The organism is Coprococcus sp. AF16-22, assembly GCF_003461545.1.
GTDB classification, from domain to species: Bacteria; Bacillota; Clostridia; order Lachnospirales; family Lachnospiraceae; genus Coprococcus; species Coprococcus aceti.
The window spans coordinates 189,280-212,434 of sequence record NZ_QTXH01000003.1 but is presented as its reverse complement, the minus strand read 5'-3'; the positions used below and the strand labels follow the sequence as shown (position 1 = coordinate 212,434).

The 23,155-nt window shown below is 44.7% G+C and carries 18 protein-coding genes and 2 pseudogenes; 12 read left to right on the top strand and 8 right to left on the bottom strand.

Annotated features, from left to right (window positions below):
• Window positions 1–146 precede the first annotated feature (146 nt).
• The 4 genes from DWW60_RS05240 (at window position 147) to DWW60_RS05225 (ending at window position 6,417) form a co-directional block, all read left to right on the top strand.
• Window positions 147–1,457 carry a glutamate-5-semialdehyde dehydrogenase gene (locus DWW60_RS05240; RefSeq protein ID WP_117874552.1) on the top strand — a complete coding sequence of 437 codons (1,311 nt, stop codon included), beginning with the start codon at window positions 147–149 and terminating at the stop codon, window positions 1,455–1,457.
• Between the two features lie 86 nt (window positions 1,458–1,543).
• Window positions 1,544–3,685 carry a YhgE/Pip domain-containing protein gene (locus tag DWW60_RS05235; RefSeq protein WP_117874551.1) on the top strand — a complete coding sequence of 714 codons (2,142 nt, stop codon included), beginning with the start codon at window positions 1,544–1,546 and terminating at the stop codon, window positions 3,683–3,685.
• Between the two features lie 21 nt (window positions 3,686–3,706).
• The gene (locus DWW60_RS05230; RefSeq protein WP_117874550.1) at window positions 3,707–4,303 is read left to right on the top strand and encodes a hypothetical protein; all 597 of its coding nucleotides are present in this window, start codon (window positions 3,707–3,709) and stop codon (window positions 4,301–4,303) included.
• Window positions 4,300–6,417, top strand: a complete 2,118-nt coding sequence (locus DWW60_RS05225) for a YhgE/Pip domain-containing protein (protein ID WP_117874549.1) — start codon at window positions 4,300–4,302, stop codon at window positions 6,415–6,417. Before DWW60_RS05230 ends, DWW60_RS05225 begins: the two co-directional genes overlap by 4 nt.
• Before the next feature lie 346 nt (window positions 6,418–6,763).
• Here the strand turns inward: DWW60_RS05225 and trpS are convergent, their stop codons facing one another.
• The 5 genes from trpS to DWW60_RS05200 form a co-directional block, all read right to left on the bottom strand.
• Window positions 6,764–7,825, bottom strand: a complete 1,062-nt coding sequence (gene trpS / locus DWW60_RS05220; protein WP_015533736.1) for a tryptophan--tRNA ligase — start codon at window positions 7,823–7,825, stop codon at window positions 6,764–6,766.
• Window positions 7,826–7,920: 95 nt separating this feature from the next.
• Window positions 7,921–8,895: an ATP-dependent 6-phosphofructokinase gene (locus DWW60_RS05215; RefSeq protein ID WP_022217306.1), complete on the bottom strand. Its 975-nt coding sequence runs from the start codon at window positions 8,893–8,895 to the stop codon at window positions 7,921–7,923.
• A gap of 11 nt (window positions 8,896–8,906) precedes the next feature.
• A complete protein-coding gene (locus DWW60_RS05210) occupies window positions 8,907–9,806 on the bottom strand; it encodes a serine O-acetyltransferase (protein WP_004849988.1) in 900 nt (299 codons plus the stop codon).
• A 221-nt stretch (window positions 9,807–10,027) separates the two neighbouring features.
• Complete coding sequence (locus DWW60_RS05205; protein WP_117874548.1) at window positions 10,028–10,351, bottom strand: branched-chain amino acid transporter permease; 324 nt, start codon at window positions 10,349–10,351, stop codon at window positions 10,028–10,030.
• A gap of 9 nt (window positions 10,352–10,360) precedes the next feature.
• Window positions 10,361–11,032, bottom strand: a complete 672-nt coding sequence (locus DWW60_RS05200; protein ID WP_243002920.1) for an AzlC family ABC transporter permease — start codon at window positions 11,030–11,032, stop codon at window positions 10,361–10,363.
• A gap of 423 nt (window positions 11,033–11,455) precedes the next feature.
• Here DWW60_RS05200 and DWW60_RS05195 point away from each other — a divergent pair, with 423 nt between their 5' ends.
• Entirely contained in the window at window positions 11,456–12,004 is a 549-nt protein-coding gene (locus DWW60_RS05195; protein ID WP_015533732.1) for a type III toxin-antitoxin system ToxN/AbiQ family toxin, read from the top strand.
• Window positions 12,005–12,088: 84 nt separating this feature from the next.
• On the opposite strand, the gene DWW60_RS05190 is transcribed toward DWW60_RS05195, so the two are convergent.
• The 3 genes from DWW60_RS05190 to DWW60_RS05180 form a co-directional block, all read right to left on the bottom strand.
• Complete coding sequence (locus DWW60_RS05190; protein ID WP_117874547.1) at window positions 12,089–13,438, bottom strand: MATE family efflux transporter; 1,350 nt, start codon at window positions 13,436–13,438, stop codon at window positions 12,089–12,091.
• 128 nt (window positions 13,439–13,566) lie between these two features.
• Entirely contained in the window at window positions 13,567–15,231 is a 1,665-nt protein-coding gene (locus tag DWW60_RS05185) for a GGDEF domain-containing protein (protein ID WP_117874546.1), read from the bottom strand.
• A gap of 126 nt (window positions 15,232–15,357) precedes the next feature.
• The gene (locus DWW60_RS05180) at window positions 15,358–16,233 is read right to left on the bottom strand and encodes a LysR family transcriptional regulator (RefSeq protein WP_117874545.1); all 876 of its coding nucleotides are present in this window, start codon (window positions 16,231–16,233) and stop codon (window positions 15,358–15,360) included.
• A gap of 254 nt (window positions 16,234–16,487) precedes the next feature.
• Here DWW60_RS05180 and DWW60_RS05175 point away from each other — a divergent pair.
• The 7 genes and pseudogenes from DWW60_RS05175 to DWW60_RS05140 all read left to right on the top strand — a co-directional run.
• A pseudogene (locus DWW60_RS05175) lies at window positions 16,488–16,898 on the top strand (DUF6198 family protein); the annotation flags it as partial.
• Between the two features lie 53 nt (window positions 16,899–16,951).
• Window positions 16,952–17,326 (top strand): TnpV protein, encoded by a 375-nt coding sequence (locus DWW60_RS05170; RefSeq protein ID WP_001129922.1) that lies wholly within the window; start codon window positions 16,952–16,954, stop codon window positions 17,324–17,326.
• A gap of 366 nt (window positions 17,327–17,692) precedes the next feature.
• Window positions 17,693–19,612: a tetracycline resistance ribosomal protection protein Tet(O) gene (tet(O), locus tag DWW60_RS05165; RefSeq protein ID WP_117874544.1), complete on the top strand. Its 1,920-nt coding sequence runs from the start codon at window positions 17,693–17,695 to the stop codon at window positions 19,610–19,612.
• Between the two features lie 50 nt (window positions 19,613–19,662).
• Window positions 19,663–20,883 carry a tetracycline efflux MFS transporter Tet(40) gene (gene tet(40) / locus DWW60_RS05160; RefSeq protein WP_109215034.1) on the top strand — a complete coding sequence of 407 codons (1,221 nt, stop codon included), beginning with the start codon at window positions 19,663–19,665 and terminating at the stop codon, window positions 20,881–20,883.
• 599 nt (window positions 20,884–21,482) lie between these two features.
• A complete protein-coding gene (locus DWW60_RS05150) occupies window positions 21,483–21,992 on the top strand; it encodes a sigma-70 family RNA polymerase sigma factor (RefSeq protein ID WP_442871947.1) in 510 nt (169 codons plus the stop codon).
• Window positions 21,993–22,086: 94 nt separating this feature from the next.
• Window positions 22,087–22,512 carry a sigma-70 family RNA polymerase sigma factor gene (locus DWW60_RS05145; protein WP_000323895.1) on the top strand — a complete coding sequence of 142 codons (426 nt, stop codon included), beginning with the start codon at window positions 22,087–22,089 and terminating at the stop codon, window positions 22,510–22,512.
• Between the two features lie 83 nt (window positions 22,513–22,595).
• A pseudogene (locus tag DWW60_RS05140) lies at window positions 22,596–23,070 on the top strand (RNA polymerase sigma factor).
• Window positions 23,071–23,155: the final 85 nt, after the last annotated feature.

Genomic DNA, 23,155 nt, shown 5'->3' with positions numbered 1-23,155 from the left:
TGCTCATATTATGCGATGGCCTCTTTTTATCTTCTTCCCTGTGGTCATCTCCCCAAACTTGTGGTAATATTTAATGGATTATATGCTCATGTGCCACGACAGAATAAATGCACATGACATACCGGATTATAAAGGAGAACAATATTATGAACATGCAGGAAGCTACAAGCATCATGAAGGCTGACAGCTACAAAATGGCTGCACTTTCAGAAGATACAAGAAACAATATACTAGTACATGTAAAGGACGCACTCATCGCACATAAGGATGAGATATTTGCGGCAAATGCAAAGGACATGGCTGCTGCCGAGGAGAACGGGATCGCAGCATCAGTCAAGAAGAGACTGAAGTTCGACGAGCACAAGCTCGCTGACGTGACAAATGGAATCGATGAGCTCATAAAGCTCCCTGACCCGGTTGGACAGATCCAGCTCAAGAGAGAGCTTGACGAGGGGCTGGTCCTTCAGAGAGTCTCCTGCCCTATCGGTGTCATCGGAATCATATTCGAGGCAAGACCGGATGCGCTGGTCCAGATATCATCATTGTGCATCAAGAGCGGCAACTGCGCAGTACTCAAGGGGGGCAAGGAAACTGCCAACACCAACAAGGCTCTCTTCGATGTGATCTACAGCACAGCCGTTGCAAACGGAGCACCAGAGGGCTGCATGCTCCAGGCAAGCCAGCACAACGAGATCGATGAGCTTCTGTCATGCAACAAGTCCGTTGACCTGCTCATACCTAGAGGCTCAAATGCATTTGTGCAGTATATAATGAACAACACCAAGATCCCTGTCATGGGACACGCAGACGGAATCTGCCACACATACATAGACAGGGATGCGGATATTGAAAAGGCAATCCCTATCATCATAGACGCCAAGACACAGTACACCGCCGCCTGCAATGCAACGGAGACACTTCTCGTCCACAGAGATGTGGCAAAAGAAATGCTTCCGGTCATGGCAAAAGCACTTAAGAAACACGGTGTAAAGCTCCGCGGAACCGCCGAGGCAGCGGAGATCATCAATCAGGCTGAACGCAACATGAGCAGCCCGAACGGTATTGAGATCATGGGAGACGACGATTTCAATACCGAGTATCTTGACCTGGTGCTCTCAGTCAAGATCGTGAACGATGTGCAGGAGGCGATCTCACACATCAACCACTTTGGTTCACATCACACTGACTGTATCGTGACTGAGAATAACGAGACCGCCGCCCTCTTCATGCAGCTTGTCGATTCGGCCGGAGTATACCAGAACTGCTCCACAAGATTTGCCGATGGATTCAGATACGGATTTGGCGCAGAGGTCGGAATCAGCACAAGCAAGATCCATGCAAGAGGCCCTGTAGGACTTGAGGGACTTGTAACCTACAAATACAAGCTTTACGGACATGGACAGATAGTTAATGACTACGCAACCGGAAAGAAGCAGTTCCATTTCAAAGACCTGTAGAATAATAAACGATCATCAGCGGGGACTCTCTCATGTACATCAGTCCTCGCTGATGCATTTACTATATAAATAGGAATTACATAAAAATGAAAACAATACTGAAAATATTCAAAAACGACCTGATCGGTATCAAAAAAAGTATACTCACAATAGTTCTCGCCGTTGGACTGTGCATACTGCCTGCGCTGTATGCATGGTTCAACATATTTGCAAACTGGGATCCATATGCCAATACCGGCAATATCAATATCGCCGTCGTCAACCTGGACAAGGGCTACACAGATGCGGACGGCAACGAGATGAACATGGGCCAGTCAGTGGTCGATAAGCTGAAAAGCCAGACCAGTATCGGCTGGGTATTTCCAGAATCTGAAAAGTCCGCCATCGGCGGTGTGAAATCAGGCACCTACTATGCCGCCGTCGTCATTGATGAGGATTTCTCCTACAACATGTTCAATGCCCTGACGGACAACTTCGTAAATCCAAGCTTCACCTACTATGAAAATGAGAAGAAAAATGCCGTGGCACCTAAGATAACCGACACTGCAGTCTCAACGCTCAAGACAAGCATCAACGAAACCTACGTCAAGGCGATATCACAGAAGCTTATCACTGCCATTGACGACTCCGACACAGATCTGTCGAAGGATCTCAAGGGAACGGATTTCATCACAGCACTCAAAACCGTCGATGACAATCTCGCCGGATACCAGAAAACCATAGATTCCATAATCAAGGCAAATAACAAACTCAAGACCAGCACAAAGCTCAAGGACGCAACTGACAAGAGCAGCAAGCTTCTGTCCGATGCGGGTTCCGCCATTGATTCAAGCATGTCCGATATAGACTCAGTGGGCTCAACCTACTACACTGTCAGGAATTCTCTTCAGGATCAGATTGACAGCATCGCGCAGGACATACAGAATCTGAAAAGCTCTGCAAAGCTTATCCATATGAAGGATGATGCAGAGAACATATCTGCCGATCTTGAGAATATCAAGGCAGATGCAGACAAACTTCAGCAAAAGATCGATGCAGTCGACGAATATATCAAATCTCTTGACATAAGCAACACGAATGAGGTTTCAGATGCACTCAACAAGCTTGACAAGCTAAAAACAGAGGTTAAGAAGATTTCCTCTCTCACCGCTGACACCATCGATAGTCTGGATATATCTGCGATCACAAATGCAGAAAATGCCGTATCAGATAAGCTCGACCAGATCATCAACTCTGTCTCAGACATAGATGACACATTTACCAGCCAGGTCATTCCTGACATGGACAACATTATCCTGAACATCAAAAATGCACTGAAAAACGCTCAGGATCTGTTAAATACCCTGAATTCTACCATCAGCAGTGCAAGCTCTGTATTTGACAATTATAAGGTGACTATTGCATCAATGAACACCAGTCTCACAGACCTCTCCGATCTCATAAGTGGTATACGTGACAAGATCCAGACCGCCACAGACGAGATCAACAAGGCCGCCGACAGCGAGGTGACCGACATGATCATCGCCTTCCTCAACGGAGACTCAGAGGCGCTGGCGTCATTCCTGTCAAAGCCTGTTGCTGTCGAGGAACATTACTACTACAGCATTGCCAACTACGGCTCGTCCATGGCACCATTTTACTCAGTGCTTGCCATCTGGGTCGGAATGACAATTCTCGTCTCCCTCATGAAGGTGCATGTGAAGGATGCGGACTATCTGAAGGATGCCAGACCACACCAGTTGTTCTTTGGAAGATACCTTATTTTCTTCCTGTTGTCTCAGCTTCAGGTTCTGGTCATAGTGCTTGGAGATCTGTTCCTGCTGAAGATACAGTGTCTGCACCCATTTGCATTCTGGGCAACCGCGGCACTCACAGGGCTGACATTTTCAATATTGATATATTCACTCACCATATCATTTGGCGACATAGGCAAGGCCCTCGCTGTTGTGATCATGGTGCTGCAGATAGCGGGGAGCGGTGGAACCTACCCTATAGAGGCTCTTCCGAACTTCTTCAGACAGGTGTACATATTCTTCCCATTCCCATATGCGATAAATGCAATGCGTGAATGTATTGGCGGAATGTATCACGCAGACCTGTTCAAATATCTGCTTGAATTGTCAATTTTCATTGTGGTTGCACTGGTCATAGGACTTATAATCAGAAAACCATTTATCCATATCATGCACTTCATCGAGAAACGTATGGAAGATACGGATATGATGTAATGCAAATAAGGAGGAACACCCATGAACGAAGATACAAATTCAAATACAACCAGCACCGAGCCATCTGACATAAAGTCCCAGGTGCTTGCATTCAGAGACAATGCCCATGCAGCAAATGTAAAAAAGCTGAAGGCGGGTATTAAGTGTATATTCACTGTTCCCGCATGCTTCCTTATCCTGCTCTTTCTGACCGGCAGCTCCAAGATCATATTTCTTGTTCTGTGGATCGCCAGCCTGTTCATAATCGCGGCATATCTGATACATGTGGAATACTCGGATTACAAGGTACAGGAGATGGTAAACTCGCTTCAGGATACGGAAGATAATATTGACGGTCTCATCGACATCAACAGCATATATACAAAAGTCGCTGCACCGAAGAAGAAGCTGGACGACATAATCACAAATGTAAAAACAGACATTCAGACACAGATCACCGCCGTGCAGGACAAGGTGGCTGAGATGGCTGAGGCTGTGCAGAATGATCAGAGTGTGTCTGTGCAGTCTGATGAGCAAAACGAGACAGTTCAGACAGATGAACATGGCGACTCGGTTCAGACGGATGAACAGGATGATGCCACAGAAAACACAGAAGCTGACAAGGAGGAATTATCATGAAAAACATTTGGCGTGTATACATATCTGATCTGCGCAGGATCACCACAAATGTTGTCGCACTGTCCATAGTCATGGGTCTGTGCATAATCCCTTCCCTGTATGCGTGGTTCAACATCCTGTCAAACTGGGATCCGTATGGAGAGTCCGCCACCTCACTCATGAAGATCTCCGTCTACTCCGAGGATGAGGGAATCGAGATGAGCGGAATAAATCTGACCATCGGAGACATGGTGATCGAAAGTCTTGAAAACAACAACACTATCGACTGGACATTTGCCGATAATAAAGATGAGGCACTTGAACTCATCGCCAGCGGGGAATGTTATGCCGGAATAATCATACCAAAGGACTTCACGGCGAACATGCTCAGCATACTAAATGGCAACATCGTCAATCCCAATATCGAATACTACGAGAACAGCAAGAAGAACGCCATTGCCACCAAGATAACCGGTAAGGTCAAGACGACCGTCCAAAACGAGATAAACACAAAGATCATAAGCACGCTGACCGAGGTATTTGCAAATGCCGGAGATTTCATTTCCGGAAATAACATAGACGGTTCAGACCTCGTTGCCGGTCTTGAGAGCAAACTGGAACAGATCTCATCCACGCTGGACAATTACGTCTATATGCTGAATACATTTTCACTGCTCACAGAGTCTGCATCGGATGCCATCGATACCACTCAGCTTCTGTTTCCAAGCATAGACAGCATGGCACAGAGCGGCTCAAGCAGTCTTGGAAATCTGAGTGACAGCGCAGGCATAAGCAGCGACGTTGCAGACACCTCGATATCACTGCTGAACACAGGTCTCGACATGATCTCTGACAGACTTACAGAGCTTGGTAAAACCGTGGACAGCCTCTCAAGAACCCACGATATCGGATCAGTGTCAATCGAAACTGACCTCAATGGTTCCCTTGGCACCAATGTTCTGGACACCATAAACCGATTGATCGAAGCCCAGTCACCTATAGTATCGGATGCCAAACTTCAGTTTGAAAATCTGAACGAAGACTTAGCAAAGCTTGTATCCGACACAAGCCTGTCGGACGAAGAATTTGCATCACTGAAAAAAGCGGTATCGTCCGACATAAAGAAGTGTACAAATGACATTGCTTCAGTGAAGGATCTCATAAATAACGAACTTTCGCCTGAACTGAAATCTTCGTTAGAGAATATCCAGTCATCTCTGGCGCAGGCACAGACCGTGCTGGCAAATGTTCCGGGAAACTTCAACGATATCAGCAAGTCCCTGACCGAGTATCAGGACATTCTGAAGGACGGAACCGCAGACATCGCGGGAACGATCAAATGTCTGAAGGATCTCAAAGAAAGCATAGACAAGATCAAGGCCGACATACAGACGATCACGTCTAACAGCAGCTACCAGGATTTCATAAATGCCATCAAGGACAATCCACAGGTGATAGTGAATTTCATCTCATCACCGGTACAGATGAACACAGTTGCTGTATACGAGATATCCAACTACGGATCAGCCATGGCACCATTCTACACGGTCCTGGCACTGTGGGTCGGTGCTCTCATACTTGTGGCACTCATACACGTTAAGGTCAAGGACAATGAAGAGCTTGAGGGCGTGAAGCCTTACCAGAAGTTCTTCGGAAGATATCTTAACTTCTTCGTCATCGGACAGGTCCAGACAATCATAACCGTTATGGGCGATCTGTTCTACGTGGGAATACAGTGCAAGCATCCGATAGCATTTGCACTTGCTGCCATGATGACGAGCTTTGTATTTACATTCCTGATCTACTCTCTCACCGTGGCATTTGGCAATATCGGTGAGGCCATCGCAGTTGTCATCATGGTCATACAGGTTGCCGGAGCAGGCGGTACTTTCCCGGTGGAAGTGCTCCCATCAGTGTACCAGTACCTTTACAAATTCATGCCGTTCTCATACTGCATGAACGCCCTCAGGGAATGTGTCGCCGGAATGTATCAACACACCTACGGCAAATGTCTTGCCACCCTGCTGATATATGTTGCGATCTCAGCGGTCATCGGACTACTGCTCGCAAAGCCTTGCGCAAAGCTTCTTGACAAGCTGGAGCACAGCAAGGAGAAATCCGGATTATTTATATAGTTAACGACTCAGGTAATTAATGTTTTTGACTGTTGCAATTTACGCCCATCTGCACTGTGTAATTTCACTGACAGGACTGTATCCGTATGAAGCTGTGGTTGTGAGGATATAATATGTGATTGACAGCGTTATTTAACTCCACATTCGGGTGATATGTCACCTCCCTAGGATTTTCTTATTTTGAGATAATTTGCTCGTCATTAGCACAAAAATATCTCTAAAATGATTATTTGCATGAAAAAAGGATAAAATTCCCTTGCTTTGTCCCAAATATCACTTTTCAGGACATTTGGCGAGAATTTTATCCTTTTTACACATGTAATCATGCTAAAAGTTATAATATTTCTTACTTGAAAAGATTGTCGTTCTCAAAATAGTCAATCTTCATAGCACGGCGCACATCTGCAAGCGTCTCTGCTGCCTTTGCTCTGGCAACCTCACTGCCACTCTTTAAGATGTCGTATACATCCTGTGGTCTCTTCTCCCACATCTGACGGCGCTCTCTGATAGGCGCAAGCTCAGCCTGAAGAACATTGTTCAGGAACTTCTTGACCTTTACATCACCGAGACCACCTCTGGTGTAGTGCTCCTTGAGCTCATCCATACCACTGTAGTCTGGAAGGAACTCCTCAAAGTACTCTGGCTTGCTGAATGCATCAAGATATGTAAATACTGAATTGCCCTCGATCTGACCAGGATCCTCTACACGGATGTGGTTTGGATCTGTGTACATGGACATAACCTTCTTCTTGATATCTGCAGGATCCTCTGACAGGTAGATACAGTTTCCAAGTGACTTACTCATCTTGGCCTTACCATCTGTACCTGGAAGTCTGAGACATGCCTCATTGTCAGGAAGAACGATCTTTGGATCAACAAGTGTCTCACCGTATACCGAATTGAACTTGTGAACGATCTCCTTACACTGCTCGATCATAGGCATCTGATCCTCTCCAACAGGAACCTCTGTGGCCTTGAATGCTGTGATATCTGCAGCCTGGCTGATAGGATAACAGAAGAATCCAACAGGGATACTTGCCTCGAAGTTTCTCATCTTGATCTCTGCCTTAACGGTAGGATTTCTCTGGACTCTTGCCACTGTTACAAGGTTCATATAGTAGAATGTGAGCTCTGTGAGCTCTGGTACCATTGACTGGATGAATATAGTAGACTTCTCAGGATCTATGCCACAGGCAAGATAATCCAAAGCAACCTGCATAATATTCTGTCTGACCTTCTCAGGATGCTCTGCGTTGTCTGTAAGCGCCTGCGCATCAGCCACCATGATGTAAATCTCATCATACTTTCCTGAATTCTGAAGATCGACTCTTCTCTTAAGTGATCCTACATAATGTCCCACATGAAGACGGCCCGTAGGACGGTCGCCTGTTAATATTACCTGTTTCATAACCTTCTCCTTTATATTGTATCTTTTATACCTGTCATTTATATATCTTTTTATAATCAGTCAGCTTATTTTTTACCCACTGCCAGCCTCACCGATTACTCGGCCAGCAGCTTACTCAGCTCATACTGGAAGGAATCGATCTGATTGTTCTGTATATCAATTGCCTCTTTTATATCATAGTCTATAAGTATATCGTTCTTGATAGCTATCATACGATTTGCCTTGTCCTTCTTGAGTACATCAACGGCATACGCACCCATGAGTGAGCCATACATCCTGTCCTTTGCCGTTGGCTGTCCGCCTCTCTGTATATAGCCAAGCACCGATACCCTCGACTCTATACCAGTCTTATCAAGAATCATCTGTGCAAGCTCTGGAGCATCTGTAACACCCTCGGCCACAACCACCAGATAGCTGTTTCTTCCGTCAGCATGCTTTGCCTTTATCGTATCTATGATACTGTCATAGTCACCATCCCATTTTTCAGGAATTATGATGGCATCAGCTGATGTCGCCATGCCTGCCCAGAGCGCTATATAGCCTCTCTTTCGTCCCATGACCTCCACGACGCTGCATCGTCCGTGGGAAACCGATGAATCTCTTATCCTGTCAATGGCCTCCATGGCTGTATTCGCCGCTGTGTCAAATCCCAGCGTATACTCAGAACATGCAACATCTCTGTCTATTGTTCCAGGGATGCAGATGGTATTGATACCCTCATTCTGAAATGCTATGGCTCCACGGAGTGTTCCATCCCCACCGATGGCAACAAGCGCATCTACATCGTGATCTCGCAGATTCTTTGCCGCCTGCTCGCGGTATTTTTTCTGTAGGAATCGCTCGCTTCTGCTGGTGAAAAGTATCGTTCCACCCTGATTGTTTATGTTCCTGACGTCCGCCAGGCCGAGCGGCTGTGTCTCCCAGTCGATAAGTCCCTCGTAACCACGCATCACTCCGACTATCTCTATTCCACTGTTGATGGCCGATACAACCACAGCCCTAACAGCTGAATTCATGCCCGGAGCATCTCCTCCGCTGGTCAGAACCGCTATCTTTCGTATGTCACTCATTTGTATGTCCTCTAATTATTTTTATACTGAAGCTCCTGCTTCTTGGCAGTAACCCTTGTATCCTTCTCTACTGAGTTGGTGATAAATGTATTACCACCCACAACAACGTTGTCCTCGATGATAGTCTCGCCTCCAAGGATGGACGCGCCTGAATAGATGGTTACATTGTCACCGATGGTTGGATGCCTCTTGGCCCCCTTGAGCTTCTGACCTCCCTGTGTAGAGAGTCCTCCAAGTGTCACGCCCTGATATATCTTCACATGCTCGCCGATAATAGTCGTCTCGCCGATAACGATTCCCGTACCATGGTCAATAAAGAAATACTTTCCTATGGTGGCGCCCGGATGAATATCTATTCCGGTCACGCTGTGGGCGTGCTCAGTCATGATCCTTGGTATCATCGGCACATCCAGCAGACAAAGCTCATGTGCCATACGGTATACAGATATGGCATACAGTCCAGGGTATGAAAGTATGACCTCATCCTTGCTGCCCGCAGCAGGATCTCCGTCAAATGCCGCCTGGATATCAGTCTCAAGATAGTCTCTTATCTGAGGTATCTTATCCATGAATTCATATGTTATATCCATCGCCTTATCCTCAAGCTCAGCATCTGTGAGCTCAGGAAACTTTTTGCAATACCTGAGAACTATCATGATCTGTTTCTTCAGATGGAATATTACATCCTCTATGATAACAGACATGTTATTCTTCAGACTGTATATCTTATACAGCTTGTCGCTGTAATAACCCGGATACAGAATCTTCATGAGTTTGTCGATCACATCGATAATGGCTGTCTTATCCGGCTCGTTGCACAGATCCGTCTTGTTGATGGCTCTGTCATCGCCGAAATCATCCAATATCCTCTGCACGATTCCCTCAATTCTCTGTTTATCTGATCTATCCATTACTTATTCAGATCCTTTCTAATAATATCTCCCAATATCACCTGCCCAGACAAAATCTGCCGCGATGATATCTTCATATTATAATATGTGCTTACGTCGATAAACACACAGCTATTCTAACAAATTATGCACGTTCATTCAATAGTGGGATTCTGCGTACAAATTATCCGCAATCCGATTGCAGAGATTACTGCTAAAAACAATCAACCAAAAATGATTATCTACATTATGCGCAGCATAACCATATAGCTCACAGTCCCCAGCAGAATACTTAACAGCGTATTGTGCTTCCATTTGTACGTTCCGCCTGTCACCAGCACGCCGACAAGACTCGGTATTCCAGTTGCCACTGGAGCCGACACAGCCCCCTTCAGGCAGTACACTATGAGCACCGCCATGATGGTCGCCGGAAGCACCCTTCCAAGTTTCACCAGCATCTCCGGCATCTGTCTTTTTCCATTAAATATGACAAATGGAAGTGCCCTCAGTGCAAATGTTACAACTGCCGACACCGCAATTCCTATCAATATATATTTCGTATTCATGATATTTTCCTACTTTCTCCTCATATTCCACACCACAAGCACCGCTGACGCTATGATGAGTGACGGCAGAAGGAAATACTGCGGTCCAACAACTAGCAGACATACAACCGCTTTCACAATTCCCGCAATCGCCGGGATATGACTTTCCGCCTTCTCCCACTGATCGATAAATATGATGACAAACAGCGCCGTCATACAGAAATCAATCCCCGTCATATCAAATGGAATGATCTGCCCCAGGATTCCCCCAGCAACCGCACCGATCATCCAGTAACACCTCGACAAAAAAGCCACCCAGAACATGATGCTCTGTTTCTCCTTACCGGTGTCCGGCAAGGTGCAGTTCACGGCATAAGTCTCATCCGTCATTGTATGTATCATATATAATTTCCGCTTTCCCATGCGGTTGAATTCATCCACAAATGTCAGTGCATAGAAACTCTGCCTGCTGTTCATCAGAAATGCAGTGAGTGCCATGGTGAGTATGGATGCTCCGCTTGAAAGCAGCGTCACAAGCACAAACTGGTACGCCCCCGTGTACACCGTCAGGCTGACCAGCAGTGAATAATACCATTTGAATCCGGCATTCTCCATCATAATTCCGTATGCCATGCTGACGAACAAATAACTGCACATGATTGGGATTGATTTGATGAATGCCTTTCTGAATATATTTCCCACGATTTTTCCTCCAACAAAACAATCGTGGTTATCCTAGTGTTTTTATAGGATAACCACAACTATTCTAACATACTAAATGTTTGATGGGCAATAGCTCAATTTGTAGCTCAAATTCTCCGTTTTGTATACTTTTCTAAAGCTTTCATTAACTCTCTTTCAAGTCCCTTGAATTCCAAGCCGCTCTCATGTATTCTCAGTGACATACATCTTTTATAAAACTGTAATCCTAATAGGGAAATTGACATTTCTTTTGTATATGTTATAATCATAGTCAATCGGAGGCTCCTGCCGTTAAGTGGAATACGAAAAGCGTTAGTTCTACCGAGGTGGAACTACAATTATTGGCTATGTGCATTATGCGCATAGCCTTTTTTATTTATTAGTAAGCCCCTACATCCAAATTTTTCATTTAAAGAGGAATATATGACAAAAAATCGTTTACATCTATATCGAATAGATATGAAATACATACGAGAACTACATAAAGTTTGTGATCATGTACCATCTGTAAGCCCTCAATTAGGCAAAGATAACAGGCACTTTATTGGCATCATTGTTATGGTTAATAGTAGAATGTATGCCATTCCGATAACAAGACATGACGGCAAGCCTCAGAAAAGGAAAACACTACATAACAACGCTGGTTATACAAAAGTCATTACCGAAACCGGACGTTTTGTAAGCGGAATAAATTTTATTGATATGATTCCTGTTACAGAAAAACAACTTTTACCAATGGATGATTATTCTATAAGAAAAAATGACTCTCGTTTGGAGAAAAATAGAAAACGAGACTTAAAATTTATATCTGATTATGTAAACGAAGAGGATCACTCTAGAGAAATAGCGAATAAAGCAATAACATTATATAACCAGTATATTAGCAATGAACCTTTCAAAATAAGAAAGTATTGTTTACCTTTTAACGAATTAGAAATAGTGTGTGATAAATACAACAAAGTCACGACCTAATCTGCACTGATATCCCCGGATTCCCGGACAGATACCACTCAGCATCAACGTCGTGACTTTATTTGTATTACATCTTCAATTTATCTAAACCACTTCCCTCTGTCCTCTGACAGCCCCTCTATATATAAACGCCGCACACACCGCCGTTATAAGCTCTGCTACCCAGAACGCATTCCACACACCAGCAGGTTCGAAACCACAAAGCCTTGAAAGTATCCATGCAGCCGGGATTATGACAACCACATATCTGAGCAGTGATATGAGCAGGGACGGAGTTCCCTTTCCCAATCCCTCAAGTGCTCCCGATGCAGTTACCGACACAGCCGACACTACAAATCCGGCGCATATGATGCGCAGTGCTGTTCCACCTGCATTTATTGTAGACATATTCTCTGTGAACATACCTATAAGCCTCTCTGGGATGAGCAGGCACACAACTGTTCCAGCCAGCATGATTCCAACATTTAATGCAAGCGTTATGGTGAATATCTTCTTCACTCTTGCATGCTCTCCGGCACCATAGTTATATCCTATGATAGGGCGCATTCCCTGAATGATTCCATTTGCCGGCATATACAGGAAGGTCTGAAGCTTGTAGTACACGCCCAGGATCATGACATAAGTTGCCGAATACATGCTGAGTATGGCGTTGAGTGCGCTTGTGAGCAGAGACGGCAGTGCCATATTGAGTATAGCAGGTATGCCTATGGCATACAGCTTCTTCACCATCAGACCGCCTTCATGCAAATGCTTTATGCCGAACTTCACATTTATCGGTCTTCCAAAGTACACAATAAAATAAATGATCAGTGTAAACACCTGTCCCAGGCCAGTTGCCAGTGCAGCGCCTTCTATACCCATTTCAGGAAATGGTCCCACACCGAATATCAGCAACGGATCAAGCACTATATTCAAAATGCAGCCGCCCATCAGTCCAACCATTGTAACTATCATGCGTCCAACCGACTGGAACACCTTCTCAAATGCAAGATCAACCGAAATAATTATAGAAAATCCAAATACTATGTCTGCGTAACGACAGCCAAGGTCAAGGACGTCTCCACTTGCCTTGAAGGCTCTGAGAAATGATGGAATGATGGCAATACACACGACTGTCATCACTACCCCCTGTATAACAGCAAGAAACATCCCCCAACTAGCTGCACGATCTGCCCGCTCATTGTCCTTGGCTCCAAGATATATGGCTATCACCGCGTTTATTCCAACACCAAATCCGATCGCCACAGCATTTACAAAATTCTGCAGTGGAAATACATACGAAAGTGCTGTCATCGCATCCTCACTTATCTTAGCCACAAAGAAACTGTCAACTATATTGTACAAAGCATTCACCATCATCGATATAACCATAGGCAGTGCCATGGACATCAAAAGTGGGAACACCGGCTTTTCTTTCATAAAATTCTCGTTCATAAAACCTCCATCCCCGGATGGCATAAATAAAGCCCCACAACATTGCGGTTGTGGGGCGAAAAGATGACCTGATCCGGAAAAATCCACCAACTTGTTTTCGTTAAAATTATTATGTATGATTTTATACTTCAACCAGCATATATGTCAAGATCCTGTACGACCACAAAGTAGCCTCTGTCACCATCCTCGTCCACTGGGATAGCATGTATAAGACTTGCACCCCCATGGTTGTTTGCACAGCTGACTGACAAAACCCCTCTGAGGAAATTTTCTGTCTGATATTCCGTATTGCCGCCTGTGTAACTCTCCATGCGCTCACGGCTGAGAAAATCTCTGACTATTTTTTTTGACCGATCCGAGTCAAACCGGTTACTTATCAATCCAATTACTTCATCGTAGTTATTCGCACAAGATACAGCATTGTTCAGCTCAGAATCGCCTTTTATAACACGGTATTTATCGTTCTCATAATTAACATATATAATATCAGTATACATATATGCGATCCTTGCCTCTACCCTGGATTGAGCCTTTTTTATATCAGACTCTATCTTGTCAAGTACGGTCACTCTGTCCGTACCATCCCTGCTGATGCTGTGGATCACGCTGACATTCTTGCCCTTCTTTTTTGCTTCATACAGCGCAGTGTCCGCGACATTCATACACTCTTCTGTGCTGAATCCTGAACCATTAATCTGACATATACCAGCACTGCAATGGACATTCTGCCCTCTCTCCATTGTCTTGCGCTGAAGTTTTCTGGCAAATCTTATCACCTTTGACTCCAGAACAGATATATCCGATAAGCCCTTGTGAAGCACAACATACTCGTCTCCACCATACCTGCAGGCAACGTCCTCTTCATAGCAGTCACTCCGGATAAACTTTGCCACCTTCTCAATCCAGTAATCACCAACTGCGTGACCATATGTATCATTTACTCTCTTGAAATCATCTATATCCACAAATACAAGAGAAGCACTATCTTCGTCAGTCATGTTATCTATATACTCTCTTATCCTCTGCATTCCGGCTGTCTTGTTGTACATGCCGGTCAGAAGATCATGCTCAGCCTCGTACTTTGTACGCTCAACCTCCTGTCTGGATCTCGCAAGTGATCTGTCCATCTCGACCATATCAACTGCAAACATGATCTGTGTAGAAGCCACCACAGATATCGTCTGAAATGAAATCCCATAATAGAATATGACAACAACTGTGGATATACATGGCAGGATAAAATACAAAACACTTGACCAGAAAACTCTTTTTTCCAGTCGTTTTTTATACTGCAAAAGTATCGAAAAGCTTAGAACAAGTCCTGCTGCAGCAATAAGCTGAGACAACAGATAACAGCTGCTCCTGTGATAAAAGTTGTTATCATCTATATAATAGAACAGCTTGTCACTGAACTGGGATATAATGAGCAAGACTATCCCAGTAGCACTCAGAACTACCACGCCCCTTGCTTTCGCTGGCATCTTCGTCTCTCCTCTGTTGAGAATGACAAGAAGATAAAACGTAAACAGAGTCATATATAAATAGTTGATAAAGAACACGGCAAAATTGCTTATCTTCAGCATGTAATAGGCTGTCTGTCCTGTTTTTCCCTGATAATACCATGACAACATATCTGCAGCCAGCAGGATGATACATGCAGCCTCCATACATAGACTCACATTCTTTTTATCTCTATTATTATTCTTCTGAAGGAATATAACCACAAATGCAAACAGACAAATTAATATTCCCCACATTTCAAATGCTATATTAAATACAGCAGTCCTATCCACTAACTATGCGCCCCCTTATACTTCCTTGGCGATTCATCGTGACAATTGTACAATCTGATTTGTGCAACATTTTCTCAAATTTATAAGTTCATATGAGAACCATTCTATATATCATACCTTAATTTGTCAATTACTAGATAACACATATTTATGGAATTTTGTCGCCACAGGGGACATATATGTCCGGCTATCATGAACAACATAGTAAAGCCTGTCAACCGGCTGATGTTTTATACTAAGAACCTTCACATCAAGCCTTTTGAGCATATCCATGTAAGGGACTACCGCTATTCCAAACCCTGCTGCCACAAGTCCGGCTATGACCTCATCCTCCTCCGTTTCGCATGCTATCTCAGGAGCTTTGCCAAGTCCTTCAAACATCTCATCCACCAGACTTCTCATTCCAGATCCCTTCGAAAAATATACATGTTTATATCCCAGTGTATCCTCGAGTGTCACCGAATCCCTATCTGCCAAATAATGTCCCGACGGTGCTATGACAACAAGATCCTGTCTGCCAACTGGAATGGCGGAAAATCCCATCGTCTCAGGCGGTCTCGAACAGAAAACCATGTCATATTTTCTAGCCGCAAGATCATCAAGCAATTGCCCTGTGGTCCCTGTATGAAATGTAAACGACACATTTCTGTTTTCAGCTTTCTTCAAATACTCCGCTGCCAGACGCGGTACAAATTCCATTCCAAGAGGTCTTATTAGACCAAGCCGTATCACGCCATCCCCGGCAGCCTCCTTTTGTATGGACTCTACCCCCGCATCAAGAGTGCCAAGCGAACGCTCTGCACATGCAAGGAATTCTCTGCCAAATGCAGTGAGCTCCGTATTGCGCCCATTCTTTTCAAAAAGCATTACCCCAAGTTCTTCCTCAAGCTGGGATATTGCGTGACTGAGGCTTGGCTGCGTTATATTCAGATTTCTGGCTGCATTTGTGTAATGCTGAACATGGGCCAGTTCAACAAAATATCTAATATATGACAGGTTCACTTATAACTCCCCCTTTTCATTATTTATACATGATCCTATTCATATTTTAATACAATCCGAATATTTTTTATAGACAAAATCTATCAAACCATAAAAACTATTTATTTGTTATGTGGTGTTGTCGGTGCTACAATCAAAAACCGCAGGGATATATATATGAAGTCTTAGACAATTAAAGCTCCCCTGATGCTGGGGAAATCAAAGTATATGTTATAAAACGCATCATATATGAAAGAAATGAGGAAAAGCAGAAAATGAATACTCAATCAGGAAATGCACATCTGCATAACATGTGGGGCGAGATCGCCCTGATAACAGCAGTCACCATCAACAGTTTCGGAGTGGTTCTCATGCTCTATTCTGCAGCAGGAATATCGGCAATATCCAGCGTGCCATACGCATTCTCGCTGGTTCTTCCAAGACTGACTCTCGGAACCTGGACATACATATTTCAGGGCGTACTTATTCTCACTCTCATGATCATGCGAAGGAAATTTGTCCCCCAGTACCTGTGCAGTTTCATAGTTGGTTTCGTATTTGGCAAGATGCTGGATATCCATGAGATGTGGATCGGGGCTTTGCCAACTGCCCTCCCATGGAGAATCCTTTACTTTGTGATAAGTTACATTTTGATATGTATCGGAATCGCACTGTCCAACAGATGTAGGACGGATTTTGCGGACATTCAAAATAAAAAAGAATGTGGAGGTAACAGACAATGGCAAAATCATTATTTGAGGAACTGGGCGGCAAATACGAAAGGCAAGGGGATTATTTGATACCGTGCTTAACTGTACCCGCCGAAGAAGAACAGGCAATAGGCATCTGGGGGCAACGGCATTTAGATTATCTAAAACAGTACCGTAAAGTTACATACACCAATCTTCTTACAAGCGGCAGGCTAAACGCCTACCTTGCCGACATCAACAGACAGGCACAGGAACGCTTTGAAAGGCTCATAGAGGGTATGAAACAGGCACAGGGCATAACGGAACAGCTAAAGGCAGAAAACGCCTTAGAATGGACAGGATGCCTCAATAACATAAGGGCTTGTGCGAGGGAGATTGTGGAAAAGGAAATTATTTTTGCATAAACAGATGATTAGTGGCAGGGGGAAATCCTGCCGCTTTTTCTGCTTTAGTTTGTCAGCTTGACAAATAAAGGGTTAAGGAATATAATTAGATTCAGTATTATACAAGGAGTTAATAAATATGCGGCAAGGTATTCTTAAATAAACTGTCAATTTGATAGTGGGAACAAAAAGTAGCAGTCTCGTTTCACTTTTAATATGGGGCTTAGTTTTTTGTACCCAGTTTAAGAATACTTTTATCATGTAATTTTATATGCCCGAAAACATATAAGTGTTTTGGGGCTATTGGAGTTATTTACCCAGTGATAGGAGTATTTATCACTGGGTATTTTTATGCCCTTTTTTGGGTGTTGATAGGAGGAAAATCACATGAAAATAATTAACTTAGGCATTCTGGCTCACGTTGACGCAGGAAAGACAACATTAACGGAAAGTTTATTGTATACCAGTGGTGCAATTGCAGAACTAGGGAGCGTAGATGAAGGCACAACAAGGACAGATACAATGAATTTGGAGCGTCAAAGGGGAATCACTATCCAGACAGCAGTGACATCTTTTCAGTGGGAGGATGTAAAAGTCAACATTATAGATACGCCAGGCCATATGGATTTTTTGGCGGAAGTATACCGTTCTTTATCCGTATTAGACGGAGCAGTATTATTAGTTTCTGCAAAGGATGGCATACAGGCACAGACCCGTATACTGTTTCATGCACTACAGACAATGAAGATTCCGACAATTTTTTTCATCAATAAAATTGACCAAGAGGGGATTGATTTGCCAATGGTATATCGGGAAATGAAAGCAAAGCTTTCTTCGGAAATTATAGTGAAGCAAAAGGTTGGGCAGCATCCCCATATAAATGTAACGGACAATGACGATATGGAACAGTGGGATGCGGTAATTATGGGAAACGATGAACTATTAGAGAAATATATGTCAGGGAAACCGTTTAAAATGTCAGAACTGGAACAGGAAGAAAACAGGAGATTCCAAAACGGAACGTTATTTCCCGTTTATCACGGAAGCGCTAAAAACAATCTGGGGATTCGGCAGCTTATAGAAGTAATTGCCAGTAAATTTTATTCATCAACGCCTGAAGGTCAATCTGAACTATGCGGGCAGGTTTTTAAGATTGAATATTCAGAGAAAAGGCGGCGTTTTGTTTATGTGCGTATATATAGCGGAACATTGCATTTGAGGGATGTTATTAGAATATCTGAAAAAGAGAAAATAAAAATCACAGAGATGTGTGTTCCGACAAACGGTGAAATCGTCCCGGCTGACCATGCCTGTCCGGGAGAAATTGTTATTTTAGCTGATGATACTTTGAAACTGAACGATATCCTGGGAAATGAAAAACTCCTGCCTCACAAAACACGGATTGATAATCCCATGCCATTACTTCGGACAACGGTAGAGCCGCAAAAGCCGGAGCAAAGGGAAGCCCTGTTAAATGCCCTCGCAGAGATTGCTGATACAGACCCTCTTTTGCATTTTGACATTGATACTGTTACCCATGAGATTATGTTATCTTTTTTGGGGAATGTGCAGATGGAAGTCATTTGTGCCATCCTTGAGGAAAAATATCATGTGGAGGCAGAAATAAAAGAGCCTACTGTTATATATATGGAAAGACCGCTTAGAAAAGCAGAATATACCATCCACATAGAAGTCCCGCCAAATCCTTTCTGGGCTTCTGTCGGGTTGTCCATAGAGCCGCTCCCTATTGGAAGCGGAGTGCAGTATGAAAGCAGAGTTTCACTTGGATATTTAAATCAATCGTTCCAAAATGCGGTTATGGAGGGGGTTCTTTATGGCTGCGAGCAGGGGCTGTATGGATGGAAAGTGACAGACTGTAAAATCTGTTTTGAATATGGATTGTATTATAGTCCTGTAAGTACCCCCGCAGACTTTCGGCTGCTTTCCCCTATCGTATTGGAGCAGGCTTTAAAAAAAGCAGGGACAGAACTATTAGAGCCATATCTCCACTTTGAAATTTATGCACCGCAGGAATATCTCTCACGGGCGTATCATGATGCTCCAAGGTATTGTGCAGATATTGTAAGTACTCAGATAAAGAATGACGAGGTCATTCTGAAAGGAGAAATCCCTGCTAGATGTATTCAAGAATACAGGAACGATTTAACTTATTTCACAAATGGGCAGGGAGTCTGCTTGACAGAGTTAAAAGGATACCAGCCAGCTATTGGTAAATTTATTTGCCAACCCCGCCGCCCGAATAGCCGTATAGATAAGGTTCGGCATATGTTCCACAAGTTAGCTTAACAGCTTGCAAAAGTCATATAAAATGAGATTTGAAAGGAGAATGTAACTTCATGTTTGCTAAAAATTCAAAGGCATATTCTGTCTACCTGCTGTTCCGATTTGTCTGTTCCCTGGCGGTTTCTATGTCCACAGTGCTTTCCATCGTGTACCACCTGGAGGTGGTGCAGCTGGATGCTTTCCAGCTTGTCCTGGTAGGGACGGTTCAGGAGACCTCCTGCTTTCTGTTCGAGATGCCCACCGGTGTGGTGGCGGATTTGTATAGCCGTCGGCGCTCGGTGCTGATTGGAATGTTCCTCTACGGCCTGGGCTTTCTGATGGAGGGTGCGCTACCGTGGTTCGCGCCGGTTCTGCTGGCCCAGGTTGTCTGGGGTTGCGGTGATACCTTCATCACCGGCGCTCTGGAGGCGTGGATTGCCTCGGAGGAAGAGGACAAACCCATAGACAAGGTGTTCCTGCGGGGCAGTCAAATGGGGCAAATCGGCGGCGTTCTGGGCGTGGTGCTGGGCACACTGCTGGGAAACATAAACCTGCAAATGCCTCTCATCTTGGGGGGCAGTTTGTGCTTGTTGTTGGGGCTGGTGATGGTTCGCATCATGCCAGAAACCAACTTCTCCCCTGCTATTGAGGAACGGCAGGGCTTGCTTAAAGACTTTGTCTGCCTGTTCAAGCTCAACCTGGGCTTTGTGAAAGGCGCACCTGTGTTGCTGGCGCTCTTAGCAATCACACTATGCGGGGGACTTGCCAGTGAAGGCTTTGACCGGCTCTCCACCGCTCATTTTCTGGATGACACGGTAATACCCGTTATCGGGCCGCTGAACAGCGTCACTTGGTTCGGTGTTATCAGTCTTATCGGCAACGGCTTAGGTATTCTGGCTTCTCAGTTGCTCATCGCCCGCATGGAGAAAAAAGGGACTGTCAGCCGAACCAGTGTGGTCATGTCCACCAGCGCCGGGTATATCCTGTTCCTGGTTCTCTTCGCGGTGGGGCGGAGCTTTTGGTTCATGTTGTTGGTGTTCCTGCTGGCGGGGCTTATGCGCACCATCAAGGAGCCTGTGCTGGCCGCCTGGATGAACGACCAAGTGGATGAGAAAATGCGCGCCACAGTCTTTTCCACCAGCGGACAGCTGGACTCTTTCGGGCAGATCATCGGCGGGCCTATTGTGGGGCTGGTAGCCCAGCAGGTGTCCATACCCTGGGGGCTGGTCTGTACCGCTTTCCTGCTGTTGCCCGCGCTGTTCTTAGTGCCGGTGGCGGGAAAGAAGCGGGATTGATATGGCATAGTTAAGTTTACTGACGAGCGGGAGATTACTTCCGCTCGTCTTCATTTAGTAGCGCAAAATTTGAGGACTCTTTATTTCCTTATTCGGTATAGCGGAGGCGGCTGTCAATTCGACATAATTTTCTTGTGATACTTTACCGTACATGAGCATTTGTTTCGTATTTGAAAGAACAAACTCACCAAATAAAAAAAACGATATTCGGGTGGGTTATTTTGTTATACCCTAAATTACCCTCTGAATTTGTTTTTAAATTTGGAGGGATTTTTTTATGTCCTTTTTTCGGGCAGTTATCTATCTGCTCATACGAAGCAAAATTTATCAATACATAGCATATCAGAGAACGGCAGGAAACCAGTTAAAAAAATTTCTGCCAGTGCAACGGTACTTCTCACCTTGAAAGTAGAAGTACAATCTCCATACAATAGAATTACTATTTCCTATAACCGTAAAGGTCACAGAGCCTTTGCGGTTTTTCTTTTGTCGATTTTTGTTGGAAAGTGCCGTAGGGCTGTTTCTGATATGCGGTGTCGTTCTCCGCCTCTCCATCTGGATTTTTTACATTTCAAAAATTCAGATGGGAGGTATTTATGGTGAAATATGCACCAAGAAAGGTATATATCAGAGAAAGTGGCGGCTATGTGGAATTATCCTACACGGAGTTCTGCCGTTGCAGGGAATCCGACCAGACCTATATGGACAAGCTGTTTATCCCCATTCAAGGCTGTCTGCTTGAAGTCGTGAGGGAGCAATACACAGACTTCTACCGTGACAAGGAACGGTGGCGTTATCTGCAAAAATTAGATACAAAGAATAGACTGCTATCTCTCGACGGATTTACGGACAGCGAGGGGAATCCTCTGGACTTTATCACTGATGAAGCGGTGGACATTGCAGAAACCGTTGTCAATGCGGTCATGGTGGACAGGCTGAAAGCCGCCCTGCCTTTGCTGTCGGATAGTGAACAGGAGCTGATACAGGCAATCTTTTTTGACGGACTTTCCGAGCGTGAAGTCGGGGCGAGGTTGGGCATAACCCAGAGCGTTGTAAACAAACGCAAAGCCAGAATCCTAATAAAACTAAGAAAGATAATAGGAAATTAAAATTTAAGGCGTTCAGCCCCCTTGTTTTTTCCTTTGGGAAGATGAGGGGGCTTTTCTCTGCCCTCTCAATCAATTCTGATTGGAGGAAGTAAGAATGGCATACAACCACGGACGGGAGGACAGGAAATGGCGTATCTGGAAAGAAGCGGAGGAAAAGCTGCTGCGTGAGTGCGGCGTTGATGAAGCGACCATTGAGCAGATACGCATGGCGGACAGGGCAGACTTCAATTCCAACAGGCGGTTTTACCGATGGACGAATGACGTTGCGGAATATCTTGAGGACATGGCAGGCAGGGAGCGGCAGGCGGAAGTGGGTACGGTTGCGGAGTTACTGGAAGAGATTGAGAGCGAAAATCTCTATCAAGTATTAGTCACGGTGGACGGGCGTACCTTGAAAATCGTCCTGCTGAAAATGCAGGGGTATTCCACAAAGGAGATTGCCCCGCTTGTGCATTTGACGACTGGTGCCATCTATGCGAGGTTAGACCATCTGCGGAAGAAGCTGCGGAAAATTTTATAGCTTCTAAAACAGCCTGCCATCCTGCGGGCTACTGGGTGAGGGATGGAAATCCCCTCACTCATTTTTTGCAGGAGGACAACAGGATGGCATACAGGGTTAAGGCATACACGCTTCGGGAGGAATCCACGGAAAGCGGCACAAGGTATTTTATCAGCTTTAAGGACGGGCAGGGCAAATCCCACGAGTTGGAAGTGTCGGAACAGTTCTTTATGGAGTTTCGGCAGATGGAGCGCAGGAACAGGAATCTTTTCTAATGGGACGAGCGGCACAGGGAGTTTAACGAGGTATGGGACGAAACCCTTTACAGACGGGCGTTGCGTGTGCCTAAGAGCCTTGATGAACGCATGGTTGAGGAAGAACGGAATGAAACGCTCTATAAGGCGGTTGGGAGTCTTCCAGAGATACAAAGGCGGCGTTTCCTGCTCTACTACGAGTATGAGTTCAATTTTTACCAAATCGCCGCTATGGAGCATTGCACCGCTTCGGCAATACAGAAATCTGTTGCGATTGCAAAGGAGAAAGTAAAGGCGGAAATTGAAGAAATATCTCCAACCGTGACCGACACCGCCCGAAAAAGAAATCTGTTTTTTATTTGTGTGGGATTGGCGGCATTACATACTCTCACTTTTTTCCGTGGGAGTAA